14 protein-coding genes are annotated in these 17924 nt (G+C 48.1%); 11 read left to right on the top strand and 3 right to left on the bottom strand.

The features are described 5' to 3' along the window. Positions 1 to 473: 473 nt before the first annotated feature. The 10 genes from agaR (at position 474) to L4D19_RS01410 (ending at position 9463) form a co-directional block, all read left to right on the top strand. Positions 474 to 1241 carry a transcriptional repressor AgaR gene (agaR, locus tag L4D19_RS01455; protein WP_428450839.1) on the top strand — a complete coding sequence of 256 codons (768 nt, stop codon included), beginning with the start codon at positions 474 to 476 and terminating at the stop codon, positions 1239 to 1241. Positions 1242 to 1282: 41 nt separating this feature from the next. Further along, a complete protein-coding gene (locus tag L4D19_RS01450; protein WP_428450838.1) occupies positions 1283 to 2566 on the top strand; it encodes a D-tagatose-bisphosphate aldolase, class II, non-catalytic subunit in 1284 nt (427 codons plus the stop codon). A gap of 10 nt (positions 2567 to 2576) precedes the next feature. Further along, positions 2577 to 3746: an SIS domain-containing protein gene (locus tag L4D19_RS01445; RefSeq protein ID WP_428450837.1), complete on the top strand. Its 1170-nt coding sequence runs from the start codon at positions 2577 to 2579 to the stop codon at positions 3744 to 3746. A gap of 39 nt (positions 3747 to 3785) precedes the next feature. Continuing rightward, on the top strand, positions 3786 to 4259 hold the full coding sequence (gene agaV / locus L4D19_RS01440; RefSeq protein ID WP_428450836.1) for a PTS N-acetylgalactosamine transporter subunit IIB: 474 nt from the start codon (positions 3786 to 3788) through the stop codon (positions 4257 to 4259). Between the two features lie 16 nt (positions 4260 to 4275). Beyond that, positions 4276 to 5046, top strand: a complete 771-nt coding sequence (agaW, locus tag L4D19_RS01435) for a PTS N-acetylgalactosamine transporter subunit IIC (RefSeq protein ID WP_428450835.1) — start codon at positions 4276 to 4278, stop codon at positions 5044 to 5046. After that, positions 5036 to 5920 carry a PTS N-acetylgalactosamine transporter subunit IID gene (agaE, locus tag L4D19_RS01430; protein WP_428450834.1) on the top strand — a complete coding sequence of 295 codons (885 nt, stop codon included), beginning with the start codon at positions 5036 to 5038 and terminating at the stop codon, positions 5918 to 5920. Before agaW ends, agaE begins: the two co-directional genes overlap by 11 nt. Before the next feature lie 87 nt (positions 5921 to 6007). After that, positions 6008 to 6445: a PTS galactosamine/N-acetylgalactosamine transporter subunit IIA gene (gene agaF / locus L4D19_RS01425; RefSeq protein WP_428450833.1), complete on the top strand. Its 438-nt coding sequence runs from the start codon at positions 6008 to 6010 to the stop codon at positions 6443 to 6445. After that, positions 6432 to 7652: an N-acetylglucosamine-6-phosphate deacetylase gene (gene nagA, locus L4D19_RS01420; protein WP_428450832.1), complete on the top strand. Its 1221-nt coding sequence runs from the start codon at positions 6432 to 6434 to the stop codon at positions 7650 to 7652. The genes agaF and nagA overlap by 14 nt, the downstream gene beginning before the upstream one ends. After that, entirely contained in the window at positions 7643 to 8497 is an 855-nt protein-coding gene (locus L4D19_RS01415) for a tagatose bisphosphate family class II aldolase (protein WP_428450831.1), read from the top strand. The genes nagA and L4D19_RS01415 overlap by 10 nt, the downstream gene beginning before the upstream one ends. 261 nt (positions 8498 to 8758) lie before the next feature. Continuing rightward, positions 8759 to 9463, top strand: a complete 705-nt coding sequence (locus L4D19_RS01410; protein ID WP_428450830.1) for a DUF4336 domain-containing protein — start codon at positions 8759 to 8761, stop codon at positions 9461 to 9463. A gap of 42 nt (positions 9464 to 9505) precedes the next feature. Here L4D19_RS01410 and L4D19_RS01405 read toward each other — a convergent pair whose 3' ends face one another. After that, positions 9506 to 12553 carry an EAL domain-containing protein gene (locus tag L4D19_RS01405; protein WP_428450829.1) on the bottom strand — a complete coding sequence of 1016 codons (3048 nt, stop codon included), beginning with the start codon at positions 12551 to 12553 and terminating at the stop codon, positions 9506 to 9508. Between the two features lie 220 nt (positions 12554 to 12773). Here L4D19_RS01405 and cscK point away from each other — a divergent pair, with 220 nt between their 5' ends. Then, complete coding sequence (cscK, locus tag L4D19_RS01400) at positions 12774 to 13700, top strand: fructokinase (RefSeq protein WP_428450828.1); 927 nt, start codon at positions 12774 to 12776, stop codon at positions 13698 to 13700. Between the two features lie 135 nt (positions 13701 to 13835). Here cscK and ptsG read toward each other — a convergent pair whose 3' ends face one another. Together ptsG and L4D19_RS01390 are read right to left on the bottom strand one after the other, a co-directional pair. Continuing rightward, positions 13836 to 15224: a PTS glucose transporter subunit IIBC gene (ptsG, locus tag L4D19_RS01395; RefSeq protein ID WP_428450827.1), complete on the bottom strand. Its 1389-nt coding sequence runs from the start codon at positions 15222 to 15224 to the stop codon at positions 13836 to 13838. Between the two features lie 877 nt (positions 15225 to 16101). After that, entirely contained in the window at positions 16102 to 17751 is a 1650-nt protein-coding gene (locus L4D19_RS01390; protein WP_428450826.1) for a glycoside hydrolase family 32 protein, read from the bottom strand. Between the last annotated feature and the right edge of the window lie 173 nt (positions 17752 to 17924).

The following is a 17924-nucleotide window of genomic DNA, read 5'->3' as shown; positions in this document are numbered from 1 at the left end:
ATAATTTGATGATAATAACAGGCATGCTGGCCATCATTGTATTTAAATGCTGCGATTGCGAAAATTGAGTGCGTTTGGGCTGATAATAGAACACCTAATACCTTTACCGATACCTATAGGTAGAGAGGAGATTATTCTTTGTGGGATTTGTCCATTAATATTGATATTTCTAATTGTGTGAGCTTGATCACTTCTGGAATTGAAGCTCTTTTGATGATCACTACAAAATGACACTTTCACTTTACTGGCTACTGGTCTCTGTCTTTTTGCGCCTTCGGTAGTATTTTTTGAATTCTAATCTCCAATTGATACTTTCATTACCTTGCGAACTGAAAGGAATTTGCTGTTTTTTTGCTTTTCATTCTACTGTGATCTTGGTTTTGTTTTCGATTTTGTGGCAGTGTTTTAATTCATTTCGAAAGGAAGCGAAAAGCTTTTCTCTCAGAACACAAGGCAATGAAGGTAAGAAGGTTATGGTTAGCACAGTTGAAAGAAGAGAAAAAATAGTCGACATAATCCGTCAGCAAGGGACTGCCCGTGTTGAAGAGTTAGCGCCGGTATTTTCTGTTTCGACTGTTACTATCCGTAATGACTTGAACCATTTGGAAAAGAAAGGCTGCATTGTTCGTTGCTATGGTGGTGCCATGCTCAACAAACATTTTGCCTTCGACCGTCCGTTACAAGACAAGGGTCGGTTGCATGCCGATGTAAAAGCAGCCATCGCGGCCAAAGCGGCCGAGTTGGTTGATGATGGTGATGCATTAATTCTGGATTCAGGTTCGACGACGTCAAAAATAACTCGTCATTTAATTGATAAAAAAGGGTTAGTTGTAATGACGAACTCATTGAATATTGCCTACGACCTTGCTAGCCATGAAGATATAGAAGTCATGGTTGTAGGGGGAGCTCTGAGACGAAAATCTTATTCGCTTCATGGACCGGCTGCTGAACAGCTACTGAGAAATTATCGTTTTGATAAGTTATTTCTTGGGGTAGATGGCTTTGACCTCAATGCCGGCATCACAACTCCACATGAAGGTGAAGCCCAAATAAACCGGGTGATGTGTGAAGTTGCACGTGAAGTAATTGCAATCACGGATGCCAGTAAATTTGGTCGTAAAAGTTTCTGCATGATTCAGGAAGCTGGGAATATCGACAAGTTAATTACCGATAGTCGGATTTCGAATGAATATTTGCAGGCACTGTCTGAATTAGGGGTAGAAGTAATTATTGCGGATTAATAATTACGCCATAAATTAGCACTGCCTGCATGGAGAATACCATGCAGCCACTATTGCAACTCATACAGCAACACAAAGCGGGTAAGGCCGTCGGTATTTATGCTGTATGTTCTGCGCACCCACTTGTTATTGAAGCCGCTTTATTACAGGGCAAAAAAGATAACGCGTTAGTTTTAATTGAAGCAACATCGAACCAAGTAAATCAGGACGGCGGTTATACTGGAATGTGCCCTGAAGATTATATTACTTTGGTTCACCAACTTGCCGATAATGTTGGATTCGATAGATCCCGCTTGTTGCTGGGGGGCGATCATCTTGGCCCCAACTGCTGGCAGCACCTTGAGCCGAATGAGGCAATGGCGAAATCTGAAGTTCTGATTGAACGTTATGTTGAAGCTGGATTTCGCAAGATCCATTTAGATTGCTCCATGTCGTGCGCGGATGATGAATACCCGTTACCGGATGATACGGTCGCTAAGCGTGCTGCGCAGCTGTGTCGTGTCGCCGAGCAGACTTGGCAACGGGTCGGTGGTGAGGCACCAGTCTATGTTATAGGTACTGAAGTACCGGTTCCTGGCGGAGCGCAGGAGCAGCTTTCTGATGATCTTGCGATAACCGATGTATGTGCTGCGGCCACGACTCTTGATACCCATTTAACAGCATTCACTTCGATGGGCCTTGAGCCTGTCTGGCCTCGTGTCGTTGGTCTGGTTGTGCAACCAGGAGTCGAATTTGATCATCACAAAGTCATTCATTACGACTCAGATAAAGCCCAGGCTCTGAGCCAGTTTGTCGAACAGCAACCCTACTTGGTGTATGAAGCGCATTCAACGGACTATCAGGCTGAAAAAGCCTACCAGGCGCTGGTACATGATCATTTCGCGATCCTTAAAGTCGGGCCTGCCTTGACCTTTGCATTGCGCGAGGCGCTATTCGCATTGGATCAAATTGAGCGTGAGTGGATCGGTGAACACAAGGCTTCCCATCTACGTGCCACTGTTGAGCAGGTTATGCAGGAAAATCCGGACTACTGGCGCAGCTATTATCCGCATGTTGGCCACCAGCAGTATTTTGATTGTAAATACAGTTTCAGTGATCGAATTCGATATTACTGGTCACATCCTGCTGTCCAGCAGGCAACAGAGATTCTATTTGCAAACTTAGCCGCCTCACCTGCGCCGCTGACCTTGCTTAGCCAGTACATGCCGATGCAGTACAAGGCCGTGTGCGATGGAGATATCGCCCTTACCCCCGAACAATTGGTTATTCACAAAATCATGGAAGTCACTCGCATTTACAGCGGTGCCTGTGGCCATGAGCTTTAAGGAGTCGAATATGTCTCAGTTTCTTGGTTATGACCGTACCTGGTTGGAACAACACGGTGCCATTCATACCGCAAAAGAGATTTCGCACCAACCGATATTATGGAAAACGCTAATAGCGCGATTGCATGAGCAACAACAAGATAATAATCACTTCTTGTGCCCGCTTTTCGCCAAGCCCGATTTAAAAATCATCCTGACTGGGGCGGGGACATCAGCGTATGCCGGAGCGGCGATATCGCCTTGGCTCCACCAAAATACATCGCTGGATGTCAGTGCGATTGCGACTACGGATATTGTATCTAATCCCTATGAATATCTAGATGAAACTCGGCCGACTTTACTGGTGTCGTTTGCACGCTCCGGCAATAGTCCAGAAAGCGTTGCTGCGGTGAATCTGGTCGACCAACTTGTGCCAGACACTTATCACTTGATCCTGACATGTAACCCGGAAGGTGAGCTATATCGCTATGCACAAAATAACGATAACGCCCTTTGTCAGCTGATGCCTGATGGTGCTAATGATCAGAGCTTTGCCATGACATCAAGCTACAGCTGTATGACGCTGGCTGCGATTACCTTGTTGGGTTCGATCCCTTCAACAAGTGTTATCGAAGCTGTTGCTGACTTGGCTGAAGTCACCGAAAAGAACTTGCTCGAATGGCAGCCCGTGGTTAAGGCGTTAGCAAAAGCTGAATTTGACCGTTTAATTTACTTGGGTTCGGGGGGGTTGGCTGGCGTGGCACAAGAGGCTGCATTAAAGGCGTTAGAGCTAACCGCTGGCAAGGTGGTCACTAAATTTGATTCCACGTTAGGTTTTAGACACGGGCCGAAATTTTCAATTAACGAAAATGCTGTAGTAATTCAATTGTTTTCATCTAATCCATATACCTCTCGTTATGACCGGGATCTTTATAACGAAATTAAGCAAAACAATATTGCGAAATCCCTTATAGCCCTGACAAACACGCAAATACCTGGTGTTGAAGGACAGGTTATCGATGTTGGCTTACCACAGGCAGACGATATCTGGTTGACCTTTCCGTACATCGTATTTGCACAAATGCTGGCGATGGAAAAATCACTGGCGTTAGGGTTCACCCCTGATAACCCTTGCCCGACGGGAGAAGTAAACCGCGTGGTTCAAGGGGTTACAATTTACCCATATAGCCAGACTCACTGACAGATACTGGTTGCAGGATAAAGGCTAAGGAGAAAAAGAATGCCGAATATAGTGTTAAGCCGAATTGATGAGCGTTTAGTACATGGACAAGTTGGTGTGCAGTGGGTTGGTTTTGCCGGGGCCAATATTGTTGTGGTTGTCAACGATGAGGTGGCCAAGGACGAGATACAGCAGAACTTAATGGAAATGGTGCTGGCTGACGGTATCGCGATCCGCTTTTGGACGGTACAGAAAACGATAGACACGATTCATAAAGCCGCCGACAGGCAGAAAATCTTGTTGGTGTGTAAGACACCTGCTGATTTTCAGGCGTTGGTGGAAGGTAGTGTGCCGATCAAGAGCATCAACGTGGGCAACATGCACTTTGTAGATGGAAAAAAACAGATTCACAAAACGGTATCGGTTGATGCTCAGGACATTAGTGCCTTTAACGCCCTCAAGCAGCACGGTGTTGAATGCTACGTGCAGGGTGTCCCCACTGAGCCTGCCATTGATGTTTTCAATCTTTTGTAACTAAGGACGAAAAGTTATGGAAATCAGCTTATTACAAGCTCTGTCATTAGGCGTTCTCGCCTTTTTTGCCGGGCTGGATCTATTTAACGGACTTACGCACTTTCACCGCCCCGTTGTATTGGGCCCACTGGTGGGTTTGATTCTCGGTGATCTGCCAACCGGTATCTTGGTGGGCGGTACACTTGAACTTGTCTGGATGGGGTTGGCACCACTGGCTGGTGCACAGCCACCTAACGTGATCATCGGGACGATTGTTGGTGCTACCTTTGCCATCACGACCAGGGTGGATGCCAATGTGGCTGTCGGGATTGCGGTGCCTTTTGCAGTTGCTGTGCAAATGGGGATCACCTTCCTGTTCTCGGCCATGTCGCCGGTGATGTCAACCTGTGACCGGATGGCAGATAACGCAGACACGCATGGAATTGAAAAGGTGAACTACTACGCGCTTGCGACACTGGGTTCATTCTACTTTCTGTGTGCGTTCTTGCCGATTTACTTTGGTGCTGAACACGCTGGTGCGGCTGTGGAGATGCTACCCAAAAACCTGATTGACGGCTTGGGTGTTGCTGGCGGCATCATGCCTGCTATCGGCTTCGCGGTACTGATGAAAATTATGATGAAAAATGCCTACATTCCATATTTCATTTTAGGTTTCGTTGCTGCAGCTTGGCTGAATCTACCGGTACTCGCTATCGCAGCCTCGGCTCTGGCCATCGCATTGATTGACTTTATGAGAAAACCTGAACCCGCAGCAACACAAGCAGAGGAAGCAGAAGATGGAATCTAACTCAAATATCAGCCTCAATATTAATGAACTCGATGTGGACGTTGCTGCCAAGCCAGAGGCTAATGATGATGTCTATCAGGATCAGTCCATCGGTGCAGAGCTGACCAAACAAGATATCAACCGAATGGCATGGCGTTCGTTACTGCTCCAGGCATCATTCAACTATGAACGTATGCAGGCGTCAGGCTGGCTATATGGCTTGTTACCCGCGCTGAAGAAAATTCACACCAATAAGGATGATCTTTCAAAAGCGATGCGGGGCCACCTGGGCTTTTTCAATACTCACCCGTTTCTAGTGACCTTCGTGATGGGGATTGTGCTGGCGATGGAACGTTCAAAGCAGGACGTAACCAGCATCCAGAGCACGAAAATTGCTGTTGGTGCACCATTAGGCGGGATCGGTGATGCGATGTTTTGGCTTACCTTGCTGCCTATTTGTGGCGGGATAGGAGCAGATTTGGCGTTGCAAGGTTCAATCATGGGTGCTGTCGTCTTCTTCTTGATGTTTAACGTCTTCCATTTTGGCCTTCGTTTTGGCCTTGCCCACTATGCATACCGTATGGGGGTCGCTGCCATTCCGATGATCAAAGCCAATACCAAAAAGGTTGGTCATGCCGCATCTATTGTGGGGATGACCGTGATCGGGGCCCTGGTTGCTACCTATGTTCGCCTGGGAACGACGTTGGAAATCACGGCTGGTGATGCAGTGGTCAAGTTGCAGGCAGACGTAATCGATAAGTTGATGCCGGCGTTCCTGCCGCTGGTTTACACCCTATCCATGTATGCCTTGGTCAAGCGAGGCTGGAGCCCAATCCGACTCATCATCCTTACCGTAGGTTTAGGAATTGTGGGTAAGTTCGCTGGTTTCTTATAACCGGCAATGCTACACGGCACACCAGTGTGTGCCGTGTAGTCAAGACATACTGATAGCGATACGAAATTTGTAAAAGGAAAAAGAATCATGATCGGCGTGATTATTAGTGGACACGGCGCCTTTGCCAGCGGTATCGGGCAAGCAGTTAACCAGATTATCGGGGAGCAACCGCAGCTGGTCTGCATCGATTTTCCTTCGGAGATGACGACAGAGCAGCTTGAAGCGGCAATGCGAAAAGCCATGGATCAGGTAGATAGTCAAGAAGGCGTGGTGTTTCTTACTGACTTGCTTGGCGGTACGCCGTTTAGGACCGCATCGCTACTGAGCCAGGAAGTTGAACATATTGAAGTAGTAACCGGAACCAATTTGCAGATGGCGGCAGAGATGCTTCTGGAGCGTGACGAGTTGGGGCTGGTTGGTTTTCGCGAGCAGTCATTGATCTGCGGTCATCGAGGTATTACCTGTCTTCATGATGAAATGCAGCGCCAACGCGAGGCGGAGGTTGAGGCTGATGATGGCATTTAATCCAAGCGTAGCGCTAGGGGATAAGCCGTTGCGCTTCAGCCAGATTTTGACTGAAAGCGGTTGGTTGGCAGATGGTGTGATAACGGTAAGCGGAGAGCGTATTGTCGCGATTGAAAGCTACCGCCAGTTCCAGACTCGTACCCAGGAGCAATTAGTTATGAACGACAGCTGGTTGCTACCGGGGTTAATTGACAGCCATGTCCACGGGGCGAAGGGGTACGATGTGATGGATGCCACCCATGAGGCGTTGGATGAGATGTCTCACTATCATGCCCAATATGGGGTAGTGGCATTTTTGGCAACAACGGTGACAGCAGCCAGCAGCAGCATTAAGTCGGCGCTGATACAGGTTAGAAACAGTGTCCGTAGTGGCGTTAGCGGGGCGGAGCTGCTTGGAAGCTACCTAGAAGGCCCCTATTTTACTGAACGTAATAAAGGAGCGCACCCGAGTGAATGGCTTAGGGAACTTGATATCCAGGAACTTGAACACTGGCTTTCGGTAGCCGACGGCACACTCAAAGTGGTGGCACTGGCACCGGAAAAGTCGGGATCTCTCAGTGCTATCCGTTATCTCAAAGCGCATAAGGTCAATGTGATGTTAGGCCATAGTGATGCCAGCTATGACCAGGTACAGGCGGCTTTTGATGCTGGCGCAACAGGTATTGTCCATTGTTATAACGGCATGCGTGGGCTGCATCACCGTGATCCCGGAGTGGTAGGTGCCGGGTTGTGTCACCCGCAGGCATTTGTCGAGATGATTGCAGATGGCCACCATGTCCATCCTGTAGCAGCTGATGTCGCTCATCGATGTTGTGGTCAGCGGTTGGTGTTGATCTCTGATGCGATGCGGGCAACAGGAATGGCTAATGGCCAGTATCGGTTAGGGGAAAGTCTGGTCACGATGAAGAACGGCGTCGTGAAAACGGATTCCGGCGGTTTGGCTGGTAGCACCCTCAAGCTGTGTGATGGGGTCAACAATCTTAGCCGATGGTTGGAAATGCCATTGGAAAAAGCTTGGATGCTGGGGTCATCAAGCCCGGCCAGAGCTCTGGGTATCAGTGCTGATCTAGGCAGTATTGCGGTAGGTAAGAAAGCCTCTGTCGTCGCCGTTTCTGAACAGGGTGACATTCAAGCAACATGGGTTTTGGGTAAGTGTGCGTATAGCAAAGCAACTAAACAGAAAAATTTGGAGGTTCCATGTATTTAATTTCTTCTCGTGAGATGTTGAAACGAGCACAACAAGGTGGTTATGCGATACCTGCATTCAATATTCATAACCTTGAGACTGTACAGGTGGTGGTAGAGACTGCCGCTGAAATGCGCTCGCCGGTAATTCTCGCAGGAACACCGGGAACCTATGGCTATGCGGGTACCGATTATACAGTGGCTATTTGCAAAGAAGCGGCACATAAGCATCATATGCCGCTAGTACTTCATCTCGATCATCATGAGACGTTTGCTGATATTCAGGAGAAAGTGAATGCCGGTATTCGCTCGGTGATGATTGATGGTTCGCATTTGCCGTTTGAGAAGAACATAGAGTTAGTTTCTCAGGTTGTAGATTATTGCCATCGTTATGATGTGAGTGTTGAAGCTGAACTTGGCACATTGGGCGGTCAGGAAGATGATCTGATTGTCGATAGCGCAAATGCATTTATGACTGATCCCGGTTCGGCGGCAGAGTTTGTTAAACGAACAGGGATAGACTCACTTGCTGTCGCGATTGGTACTGCTCATGGGTTATATAAATCAGAGCCACGCCTTGATTTTGAACGTTTGGCCGCAATTCGAGAAGTTGTCGATATCCCACTAGTTCTGCATGGTGCATCGGGAGTGCCCGAGCAAATGGTTCGGCGCTGTATTGATCTGGGAGTGTGCAAAGTCAATGTGGCAACAGAACTGAAAATCGCATTTGCTGATGCGGTTAAGCATTACTTCGGCGATAATCCGGATGCGAATGACCCCCGAAAATATATTGTCCCGGGGAAAGCGGCGATGAAGGAGGTAGTACAGCAAAAAATACGTATGTGTGGTAGTGAAGGAAAAATGTAACTGCTTCTAGGTTCTCGTAGGTGTTGTTGGCGTCTCTACCCCTACTTTTAGGTTATACCTGCCAGTATTCCCCCCTGCTGGTAGGTATGGTCTTTTCAATAGGTTAGATGTTGTTTTATCTCATTTTTGCAGCGCAATACCGTCTGGATCGCAAAATCGCGGTTCAACGTATTGTATTCATAGTTAGTGAGCTAATAGACATCAGAGGCAGGTATTATTGTAGCAATAGTTGAAAAGTGGAATAGCGCTAACGGGGATAACATGAAACAGCTGGCCAAAGAACTATGGATTGTTGACGGAGACACGGTCTCATTTTATTGCTGCCCTTTTACAACCCGGATGACGGTGATCCGGTTGCATACGGGTGATCTTTGGCTTCACAGTCCTGTTCGTTACTCTCCGGAGCTTGCCGAGCAGTTGGCTGCCTTGGGGCGGGTCAAATACCTTATTGCCCCCAATCATCTGCATCATCTGTATTTGGGCCAGTGGTTAGAGCACTATCCTGATGCGCAGCTTTTTGGCACTGACGAGGTAATTTCCAAGCGCAAAGATCTTCATTTCGATGCATCACTTAATCTGACCGAGCAGTTTCATCCCCAGCTTGTCGAAAACTGGCCCTGGCAAGATGAAATTGATCAGCGGTTGGTGAGTGGCTCACCGCTGATGCAGGAGTGCGTTTTCTTCCATCGTGCAACAAACACTGTGATCGTGACTGATTTGATAGAGAACTTTCCTCCCGGACATTTTAAAGGCTGGCGCAAGTTATTGGCCAAAGGGGCCGGGATCATAGCACCTAACGGCAAAACGCCACTGGACTGGCGGCTTAGCTTTAAAAAGCCGGTGGTGAGAGTACATGTTCAGTTGCTTCTCAACTGGCAGCCAGAGCGAATTATCATGGCGCATGGAGAAATAGTTGAGCATCAGGCTGTGTCGTTTTTGAAGCATTCCTTCAAGTGGGTGGAATAAACTAACTTAATAGATATAAGCTGTTCCGGACCATTGCCTAAGTTATATGGCGACTTCTTCGGTGACTTCTTTTGACGACAGTAACGCGCTGAATTCCTCTTCCGGTAGCGGCATGGAAAAGAGGCTTCCTTGTCCATAGTCACAGCCTGCAGCAGCCAGTAGGGCACGCTGCTCATTGGTTTCAATCCCTTCTGCGACCACTTTCAAACCGAGTTTGTGCGCCATTACAATGATGGCTTCGCAAACAGCGAGGTCTTCAGAGCCAGCCTTGAGGCTGCGAACAAACGACTGGTCGATTTTGATATTGTCGACGTCGAATTTCTTGATGTAGGAGAGCGATGAGTAACCGGTGCCGAAGTCATCGAGAGACACCTCGATACCGGCATCACGAAATTCGAGTAATTTGTCTGTCACTGCTTTGCTGGCATCAAGCAATAGCCCCTCGGTAATTTCAATCGCGATTGCCTGTCCCGGCAGCCCCAGCGCTCGAAGATGATTAATCCAGCGCGATATATCATTGCCTTTGTCACGAAATTGCAGCGGGGATTTGTTGATGCTGATCTGAAACTCTGGGTCATGCAAAGTTCGCCACCGGGCAGCTTGTTGGGCTGCCTGGTGGAAAACCCAGTCACCAAGTTCGATTACGATCCCTGTTTCTTCGGCAACCGGGATGAATTCCGCCGGACTGACCATGCCGAGTGTCGGATGGCACCAGCGGATCAGGGCCTCGGCCTTGGTCATGTTGCCTGTGGTCAGCTCGACAATTGGCTGGTAGTGCAGCTGCAATTGGCTGCTGTTGAGCGCAAGCCGTAACTCATTGGCCAGTTGACGGCGGTACAGGGCCTTTTCCTGCATCGACGAAGTGAAGTAGCGGTAGCAGTTTCGCCCTTGCTCTTTGGCGGCATACATAGCCTGATCGGCATTTTTGAGCAGGGTATCGGCGTCAGTTCCGTCTTCCGGGTAGAGGGTAATACCGATACTCGGTGATATATAGATAGTTTCAACACCGATGGAAAACGGCACAGAGAATTGGCTGAGAATGGTTTGCGCCACCTGCTCGGCACCGTGGGCATCGTCCTGCTCGCTGAGTATAACGGTAAACTCATCACCGCCAAGACGCGATACGGTGTCTGTATCCCGGACACAGTTCTGCAGGCGCTGCGCGACATCAATCAGTAGTTGATCGCCAATGTTGTGGCCCAGGGTATCGTTGACTTCCTTGAAGTGGTCGAGATCAAGAAAAAGTAGTGCCATAGGGCGGTTAGCCCGGTGTGCCTTTTTCTTTTCTTGCTCAAGCTGGTTAATAAACATATGGCGGTTTGGCAGGCCGGTTAAGGCATCGAAATTGGCCTGGGTCCAGATGATCTCGTCAGACTTTTTCTTGTCGGTAATGTCTGAGAACTGGGCAACACGCCGGTGGATAGTACCGTCAGCATTGGTAATAGAGTTCACGGTAAGCCAGGCTGTATATGTCTTCCCGCTTTTGTGGCGCTTTTGGATTTCTCCCTGCCAGTGACCATTGATATTCAGTGTATGCAGCATGCTCTGGATAACATTGCTATCTTGTTTGCGTGACACCAGCAGTTTGGGGCTTTGGCCTTTGACGTCATCGAGCGAGTAGCCGGTTATTTCAGTAAAGGCCGGATTGGTAGTAATGATCTCGCCGTCGCTGTCGGTGACCACCATTGCCTCACTGCTGTTTTGGTAAACCATGGATGCCAGCTGCATTGACTCTTCTGCCAGCTTGCGCTCGGTAATATCGGTATGGGTACCACACATTCGCAGCGGTTTGCTGTCAGCGCCGAAATTAACGATTTTCGCGCAGTCGAGGATCCACTTGTAGTCCCCCTGCTTGGTGCGCATGCGGTATTCAGCTTTATGCTGAGAGGTACGCCCTTCAAGGTGATTATCCAAAGATTGTTGGGCGGCCTGCCTGTCCTCGGGATGAATGCGATTAAGCCATAGGGTTGAATCCAGTTTTATTTCTTCGAAGCTGTAGCCTAGCATTTCAGCCCAACGGGCATTTCGTTGTACGGTGTTGGCTTGAATATTCCAGTCCCAAAATCCGAGCTCGCTGCCGGCAAGGACAGAGGTTAGCTGCTCTTTTTGGGCAACAAGTTTGGCTTCGGCATGTTTGTTCTCTGAGGTATCTAGCATGCCAGCAATCGCGAATTGGACCTTTCCTTCGACCCGATAGCAGGCAATAGTCATGTGAACATAGACGATACCGCCATCTTTACGGATAAAGCGCTTATCAAGTGAATAACCATCTATTTTACCTGCCACCATTTGATCAAACTGGATCAGATCCAGCTGCAGGTCTTCAGGATAGCTTAGGTCGGCCCAGGTCAGGTGAAGAAGTTCTTCCTCTGTGTAACCGAGCATTTTGCACAGCCGGGGATTTACACGAAGCCAGTTTTTTTTCGGGTGAGTAATAGCTATTCCTATGTTGCCCAGATCAAACTGGGAGCGAAACAGGAATTCGCTTTCCCTAAGCGCCTCGGCGGTTTTGTCACGTTGTAATCGCCGGACAAACAACATCCCCATAGCTGCGGTGATCAGCGGATAAATGAGTAGTACCGGGAAGGTAATATCAGACAGCACTTTAAGTGCGATCGGCAGGGGTAAGGTGAACATCAGGGCCAGCATGACACCATGGACTAAGATCCCGAATAAGTAGAGCTCGCGAGCGGTTAGCTCTGATAATGGCCGCCGCCGATAATAGTGCCAGGCGATACCCAGGATACCTGAAGCCATGATAACCGTTACTCCGGTTACAGCCGCTTCGCCACCTTGGTAAAGCCGCAATGCTGCTGTCATTGCCATCGCGATCACGGTGGGAATCGGCCCGAAGAATAATCCAGAGATCCCGAGTAGTACCGAGCGGGTGTCAAAGATAATCCCGGGTGAGTATTCCCAGGGAGTAAGCATAATGACGGTGCCGATAAGCCCAAGGGCCAGACCCATGAATACTTTCCAGAGTGAGTCGAAAGAGTGATGACTGCGATGAGTTGCCATGTCGTAGATAAAGATCATGGCCAATAGCAAGGCAGCATTATGGGTTAGCGCGAGAAGACTGGCGTGATTCATGCCAAGGTAAGTCTCTTATCGATTGATAGTGGGAATGTGAATTGTTTGTTGTGCTTTTGTGTCGATACTAACACATTTTTGCGATGGTTGAATATAGCTCCTTTTAGTAGGGACTTCTCTTTGGTTCAGATCACATTTTGTTCGGTATAGGTATAGTATCAGTTGTTTGGCTAAATCGATTTAGCAATAATGTATGCAATTATCTTATTGGAGTAGAAAGATGGCTAAAGTGTGGGTAACAGGGGATGCAGTGGTTGATTTGATCCCTGAGGGAGAAGGGACGTATCTCAAGTGCCCGGGCGGGGCACCGGCAAACGTTGCGGTGGGGGTTGCCCGTCTCGGTGGTGACAGTGCTTTTTTTGGCCGGGTCGGGCTAGATCCACTTGGTCGTTTTATGAAAGAGGTACTCACCGATGAGGGCGTCGCTACCGAGCAGATGCTTCTCGATGCCGACCAGCGTACCTCGACAGTGATTGTTGATCTGGATGATGATGGTGAACGTAGCTTTACTTTCATGGTAAAACCCAGCGCTGATCAGTTTACGGTGCCGGAAGATGTACCTGCTTTTCAGCAGGGTGAATGGTTGCATGTTTGCTCGATCGCACTGGCAAACGAGCCTTCGCGCTCGACCACCCTCGGGGCAATGACAGCGATACGTGCCGCGGGCGGGTTTGTGTCATTCGATCCTAATCTACGCGAAGAGGTATGGGCAAATCCGCAGGAATTAAAGTCTGTGGCTCTGGAGGCCGTTGCACTGGCTGATGTGGTGAAGTTTTCTGATGATGAGCTGTTATTCATTACCGGAAAAGACGATTTGCAGTCGGCGTTGGCTTGGCTGAACGACAACTTTAATTTGCCGTTGGTGATCATTACCCAGGGTAAGAAAGGGGCATTGGTGGTACAGGCGGAACGGCAGCAACTGGTGACAGGGCGGCCTGTTAGTCCGGTTGATACCACCGGGGCCGGGGATGCTTTTGTTGGTGGTATGTTGGCAGGTCTGGCTGCGAGTGATGACTGGCAGCAGGCAGATAAGTTGATCGATATTATCAAGCAGGCCAATGCTTGCGGCGCGCTTGCCACAACGGCGAAAGGAGCGATGACAGCTTTGCCGACGGCCGAGCAGTTGGCGGCATACTTTGTTGGCTAGAATGCTTGTCGATATTGAGTAATCAAAAGGGCAGCCTTGTGGCTGCCCTTATTTTTTTCCGGTGTTATCCTAATACGCAGGGATAAAAAAACCGGGCCTAAGCCCGGTTTGATGTTTCATTCAAAGTGTTCAGGATTAAGCTAGTGCTTCCATCTGACCTTTGATGATTTCAGAGTGAGTACCGAATACTGCCTGGAAGTTGTCACCCTTCTCGAACACACCTGCTGCACCCAGTGCTTTCAGACGTGCTGTGTCAACTTTAGAGCCATCGATTACTGTTACACGTAGACGTGTGATACAAGCTTCAAGGTCTTTGATGTTAGCTTTGCCGCCGAATGCTTCAGTGATTTCTTTAGCAAGGCCGTCAGAAGCTGTGTTGACTTCAACCTTAGACTCTTCTTCGTCTTCACGACCTACAGTTTTCAGGTCAAGCGCTTTGATTAGCGTAACGAATACTAGGAAGTAGATAACTGCATAGACAACACCGATTACTGGTAGTAACCAACCGTTAGTTGACTGACCGAACAGTAGGGTAAAGTCGAACAGACCGTGGCTGAAAGTAGTACCGTGCTTGATGCCTAGTAGAATCATTACTACGAAAGCAGAACCAGCAAGTAGTGCGTGAGCAACGTACAGGATTGGAGCTACGAACAGGAATGCAAACTCGATTGGTTCAGTAATACCTGTTAGGAACGAAGTCAGTGCAGCAGAACCTAGGATAGAAGCAACTTTTAGTTTGTTCTCAGGCTTAGCTGTTACGTACATTGCAAGACATGCTGCAGGTAGGCCGAACATCTTGAACATGTAACCACCAGCCAGGTTACCCGCTGTTGCATCACCTGCTAGGTAGCGAGGGATTTCACCGCGAACAACTTCACCAGCAGCTGTTGTGAACTCACCAACTTCGTAGAAGAAAGGTGCGTTCCAGATGTGGTGCAGACCGAATGGGATTAGAGAACGCTCAACGATACCGTAGATACCGAACGCAACTTCTGGAGACTGGTAAGCAGCCCACTCAGAGAATGCTGCGATACCGGCACCGATTGGCTGCCAAACGAAAGCCAGAATACCGGCTACAAAACATGCTGCCAGAGAGGTTACGATTGGAACGAAGCGTTTACCGCCGAAGAAGCCAAGGTAAGTTGGTAGCTTAATATCATGATATTTGTTGAAAAGTTGTGCGGCTACCAAGCCCATGATGACACCACCGAATACACCGGTATCTGTGCCTTCAGCAACAACACCCAGAACGCGGGTCATTGTTAGGTAACCAAGAGCAGCAGCAAGAGCAGCTACACCGTCGTTCTTTGTAAAGCCCAGTGCAACACCGATGGCAAATAGCAATGCCATGTTGGCGAACACACCCAGACCGGCCTCGGTCATTACCTGTGCTACGATTTCAGGTAGGAATTTAGCAACTTCTGAGTTACCACCGATACCTAGAAGGATACCTGCTGCTGGCATACATGCCACCGGCAGCATGAGGCTACGCCCCATTTTTTGCATAGTACTAAAAACGTTCATTTGAACCCCCATTCATTATGAACTTTTAAAACAATATTTTTAGATTAATAAAAATGCTTAATACGCTGAGTTAAACTATCTAGTGAGTGATCTAGATAAATAATAAAGCGGTGTAACTTTAAGATACCAGCCATCAATTTTACTAATTAGATAAGTTGGTTTCTTTATTCAATAACACGTCGTATGAATAGTCAGACTAATCTTCTTAATCCTACGTTGAGTTAATTTCTTTTAATCGGAATCTTTTTCTTTAACCGTTCCAATTGATGTAACTAATCATAAGACAGGTTTTAAAATAATTACGAGTCGTGCGTCACACTGGGTGTAACATAGTGTAATTTATAGTTTCTTTAGGTAACGAAAAAAGCGTCTTATGTAAGTTTAACGTTACTTTGATTAAGTTGAGCGCTATAAAATTGACTCTGAATGACAAGGGTTTTTGATTTAAGTGATTGATAATTAACGACTTGGTTGCGAATTGACTGAGTTTTTAGCCTGTTACATTGGTGTTGGGCCGGAGAGGTAGGCGAAACATTATTCAAATTGTAAGTTTTATAACAGGATACCAATGAAACATTGGGCATATAGATTTTGCTACTTCTTTATATGTCTGCTTTTTTATCATTGTCGCAGCGTGATTTATAGTGAGTCGCATATCTCATGAAATACAAAACCGGGCAGTAATTAACGCACTTAGTAAATATACACTTTTATGCTGTGCTTTAAAATATAAGAGTCTCGATAGTAGCGTTAAGTTATTACTAACCTGTTAGGCAGCTGTATTTATATAGAGTTAAGTGCTGGAAGCTTTCGTTTCGTCAATTTCCAGCACGTTTAGAAGAGCCTTAATGCTTTTATTCAATGCGGTCTAATATGGCTAACCTAGTGGCCACAATGTTACGTCCTGCCATAACTGCGGTCTGTCGGAAATTAACTGAAGACAAGTTGCATCCTCTGGCGTGAATACTCGGGCCGTCATTGCGTATTCTCCATTATTAATGAATATCTCTAATGAAGAGTGATCTGCTAATACCTGAAGTTCAACATCCTCACCTGTGCTCCAGGTGATTTCACGGATCAGTTCGCCATCAGTCGAAAGGGTATGGCTGCGATCAAACAGGATACGTTGGCTGTCTGAGTCCAGGATGATGTCACAGTATTGCTCACCATTATCCATCAGGCGTAATGTGTTCTGTCCGGTATCTGGCCAAGCTATTGTAGTTCGTAACTCATAGCTCTTGGTGTCTAGCTGGATGGTTTGGTAAACCGATGCTTCGGCAAAGCTATACTGCTGCTTTACCCCACGTAGAGCCTGTAGCTCTCGCGCCGGACGCTGGAACATTTTTCCGTCTTCCCAGCTCAATTCGCGCAGGCAGGTTAGCTGGTGCAGCCAGCCATCTTGGTTGCTTGGCTGATCGGTTTCATCGGGTAATCCCATCCAGCCGATAAGCAAACGGCGCCCGTCTGGTGTTTCGGCTGTTTGGGGGGCATAGAAGTCAAAACCATAATCTAGGGTTGTGAAATCACCAAGGGTGAGGTGGCCGTCCTGATCCAAAGACGCTTTGATATAGCCGTTATGGTGCGGAACTTTGTAGTGCTCGCTAGATGACTTGATTCCCTGAGGGCAGATAATTCCTGCTAATTGGCCATTAAGTTCAAACAGATCTGGGCACTCCCACATGTAGCCGAACTGTCCTAGCTCATCGCCATACAGGCCTTGATATGACCAGTGATACAGATCATCGGAACGATAGATTGCAAGGCGGCCCTGCAGTTGATTATTAGCTGTCTGGTGCTGAGCACCGAGCAACATCAGCCAATGGTCATTGTGCCGGACGATTTTGGGATCGCGGCAGTGGGGAGTCACAGAGGGCGGCAGGGTATCGATAACCGGCCCGTGCTTGGTGAAATGCAGGCCGTCGTTTGATGTCGCCAGACATTGGGTAGTGATCCGGTCACGTTGTTCGCCGATACGGACATTGCCGGTATAGAACAGCATTAGCTCGTCGCCGTTGCTGACAGCATGACCAGAAAACACGCCATGGCTATCAAACCAATCTGACGGGCATAGGGCGATGCGCTGGGTTGTCCAGCTAACCAGATCGGTGCTGGTAACGTGAGCCCAGTATTTGTCTTTATGATCACAGGCAAATGGGTATAGCTGATAGAAAAGGTGGTATTCGCCCTGATGGTAGATAAAGCCATTAGGATCGTTGAGCAATCCCTGAGGTGGCGCAATATGCCAGCTAGGGCGGTGGATGGATGCAGTTAGCTCCTGAACGCCAAGTAGCTGCGTGCGTTGGTTGGCTTCTATCCATTGACTGAGCTGCTGCCATTCATGCGTATCGAGAGGATGCTCTGGCTGCCAGGAGAGTTGAGATAGCTGGGTATTAAATGGCAGTTCGGCGGCAGCCGAAAAGCGTAGCGCTGGATTAGCAAGCTCAATGATTACCTGCTCTTCGACACGAAGGGCTCGAAGTAAATTTTCGTTACCACCGCAAGCGGTGATCAGTTCAGTCAGTGTCATGGATGATAGCCTTAAATTGTTAGCACGAGGCCGAACTAGCAATATACAGATTTTTGAAATTTTCGGGAACGTTCCAAAAATAGATCAGAATCAACGTTGAGGCAAGTCGTGGCCGCAGGAATCGTACGGCTCAACGAAAAAGTGTGCGGGGGATCGAGTTATTGTTAGCGAGA

Origin of the sequence: Photobacterium kasasachensis (genome assembly GCF_050336885.1) — a bacterium.
Lineage (GTDB): Bacteria > Pseudomonadota > Gammaproteobacteria > Enterobacterales > Vibrionaceae > Photobacterium > Photobacterium kasasachensis.
Note: the sequence above shows the minus strand (reverse complement) of the source record. Positions and strands in the feature narration are given on the sequence as shown.

Coding starts and splice junctions, on each gene's coding strand:
- L4D19_RS01450 (WP_428450838.1), top strand. CDS start 1,283: ATGCAGCCACTATTGCAACTCATACAGCAACACAAAGCGGGTAAGGCC.
- nagA (WP_428450832.1), top strand. CDS start 6,432: ATGATGGCATTTAATCCAAGCGTAGCGCTAGGGGATAAGCCGTTGCGC.
- L4D19_RS01405 (WP_428450829.1), bottom strand. CDS start 12,553: ATGAATCACGCCAGTCTTCTCGCGCTAACCCATAATGCTGCCTTGCTA.
- L4D19_RS01445 (WP_428450837.1), top strand. CDS start 2,577: ATGTCTCAGTTTCTTGGTTATGACCGTACCTGGTTGGAACAACACGGT.
- L4D19_RS01410 (WP_428450830.1), top strand. CDS start 8,759: ATGAAACAGCTGGCCAAAGAACTATGGATTGTTGACGGAGACACGGTC.
- L4D19_RS01390 (WP_428450826.1), bottom strand. CDS start 17,751: ATGACACTGACTGAACTGATCACCGCTTGCGGTGGTAACGAAAATTTA.
- agaW (WP_428450835.1), top strand. CDS start 4,276: ATGGAAATCAGCTTATTACAAGCTCTGTCATTAGGCGTTCTCGCCTTT.
- agaV (WP_428450836.1), top strand. CDS start 3,786: ATGCCGAATATAGTGTTAAGCCGAATTGATGAGCGTTTAGTACATGGA.
- cscK (WP_428450828.1), top strand. CDS start 12,774: ATGGCTAAAGTGTGGGTAACAGGGGATGCAGTGGTTGATTTGATCCCT.
- agaF (WP_428450833.1), top strand. CDS start 6,008: ATGATCGGCGTGATTATTAGTGGACACGGCGCCTTTGCCAGCGGTATC.
- agaR (WP_428450839.1), top strand. CDS start 474: ATGGTTAGCACAGTTGAAAGAAGAGAAAAAATAGTCGACATAATCCGT.
- ptsG (WP_428450827.1), bottom strand. CDS start 15,224: ATGAACGTTTTTAGTACTATGCAAAAAATGGGGCGTAGCCTCATGCTG.
- L4D19_RS01415 (WP_428450831.1), top strand. CDS start 7,643: ATGTATTTAATTTCTTCTCGTGAGATGTTGAAACGAGCACAACAAGGT.
- agaE (WP_428450834.1), top strand. CDS start 5,036: ATGGAATCTAACTCAAATATCAGCCTCAATATTAATGAACTCGATGTG.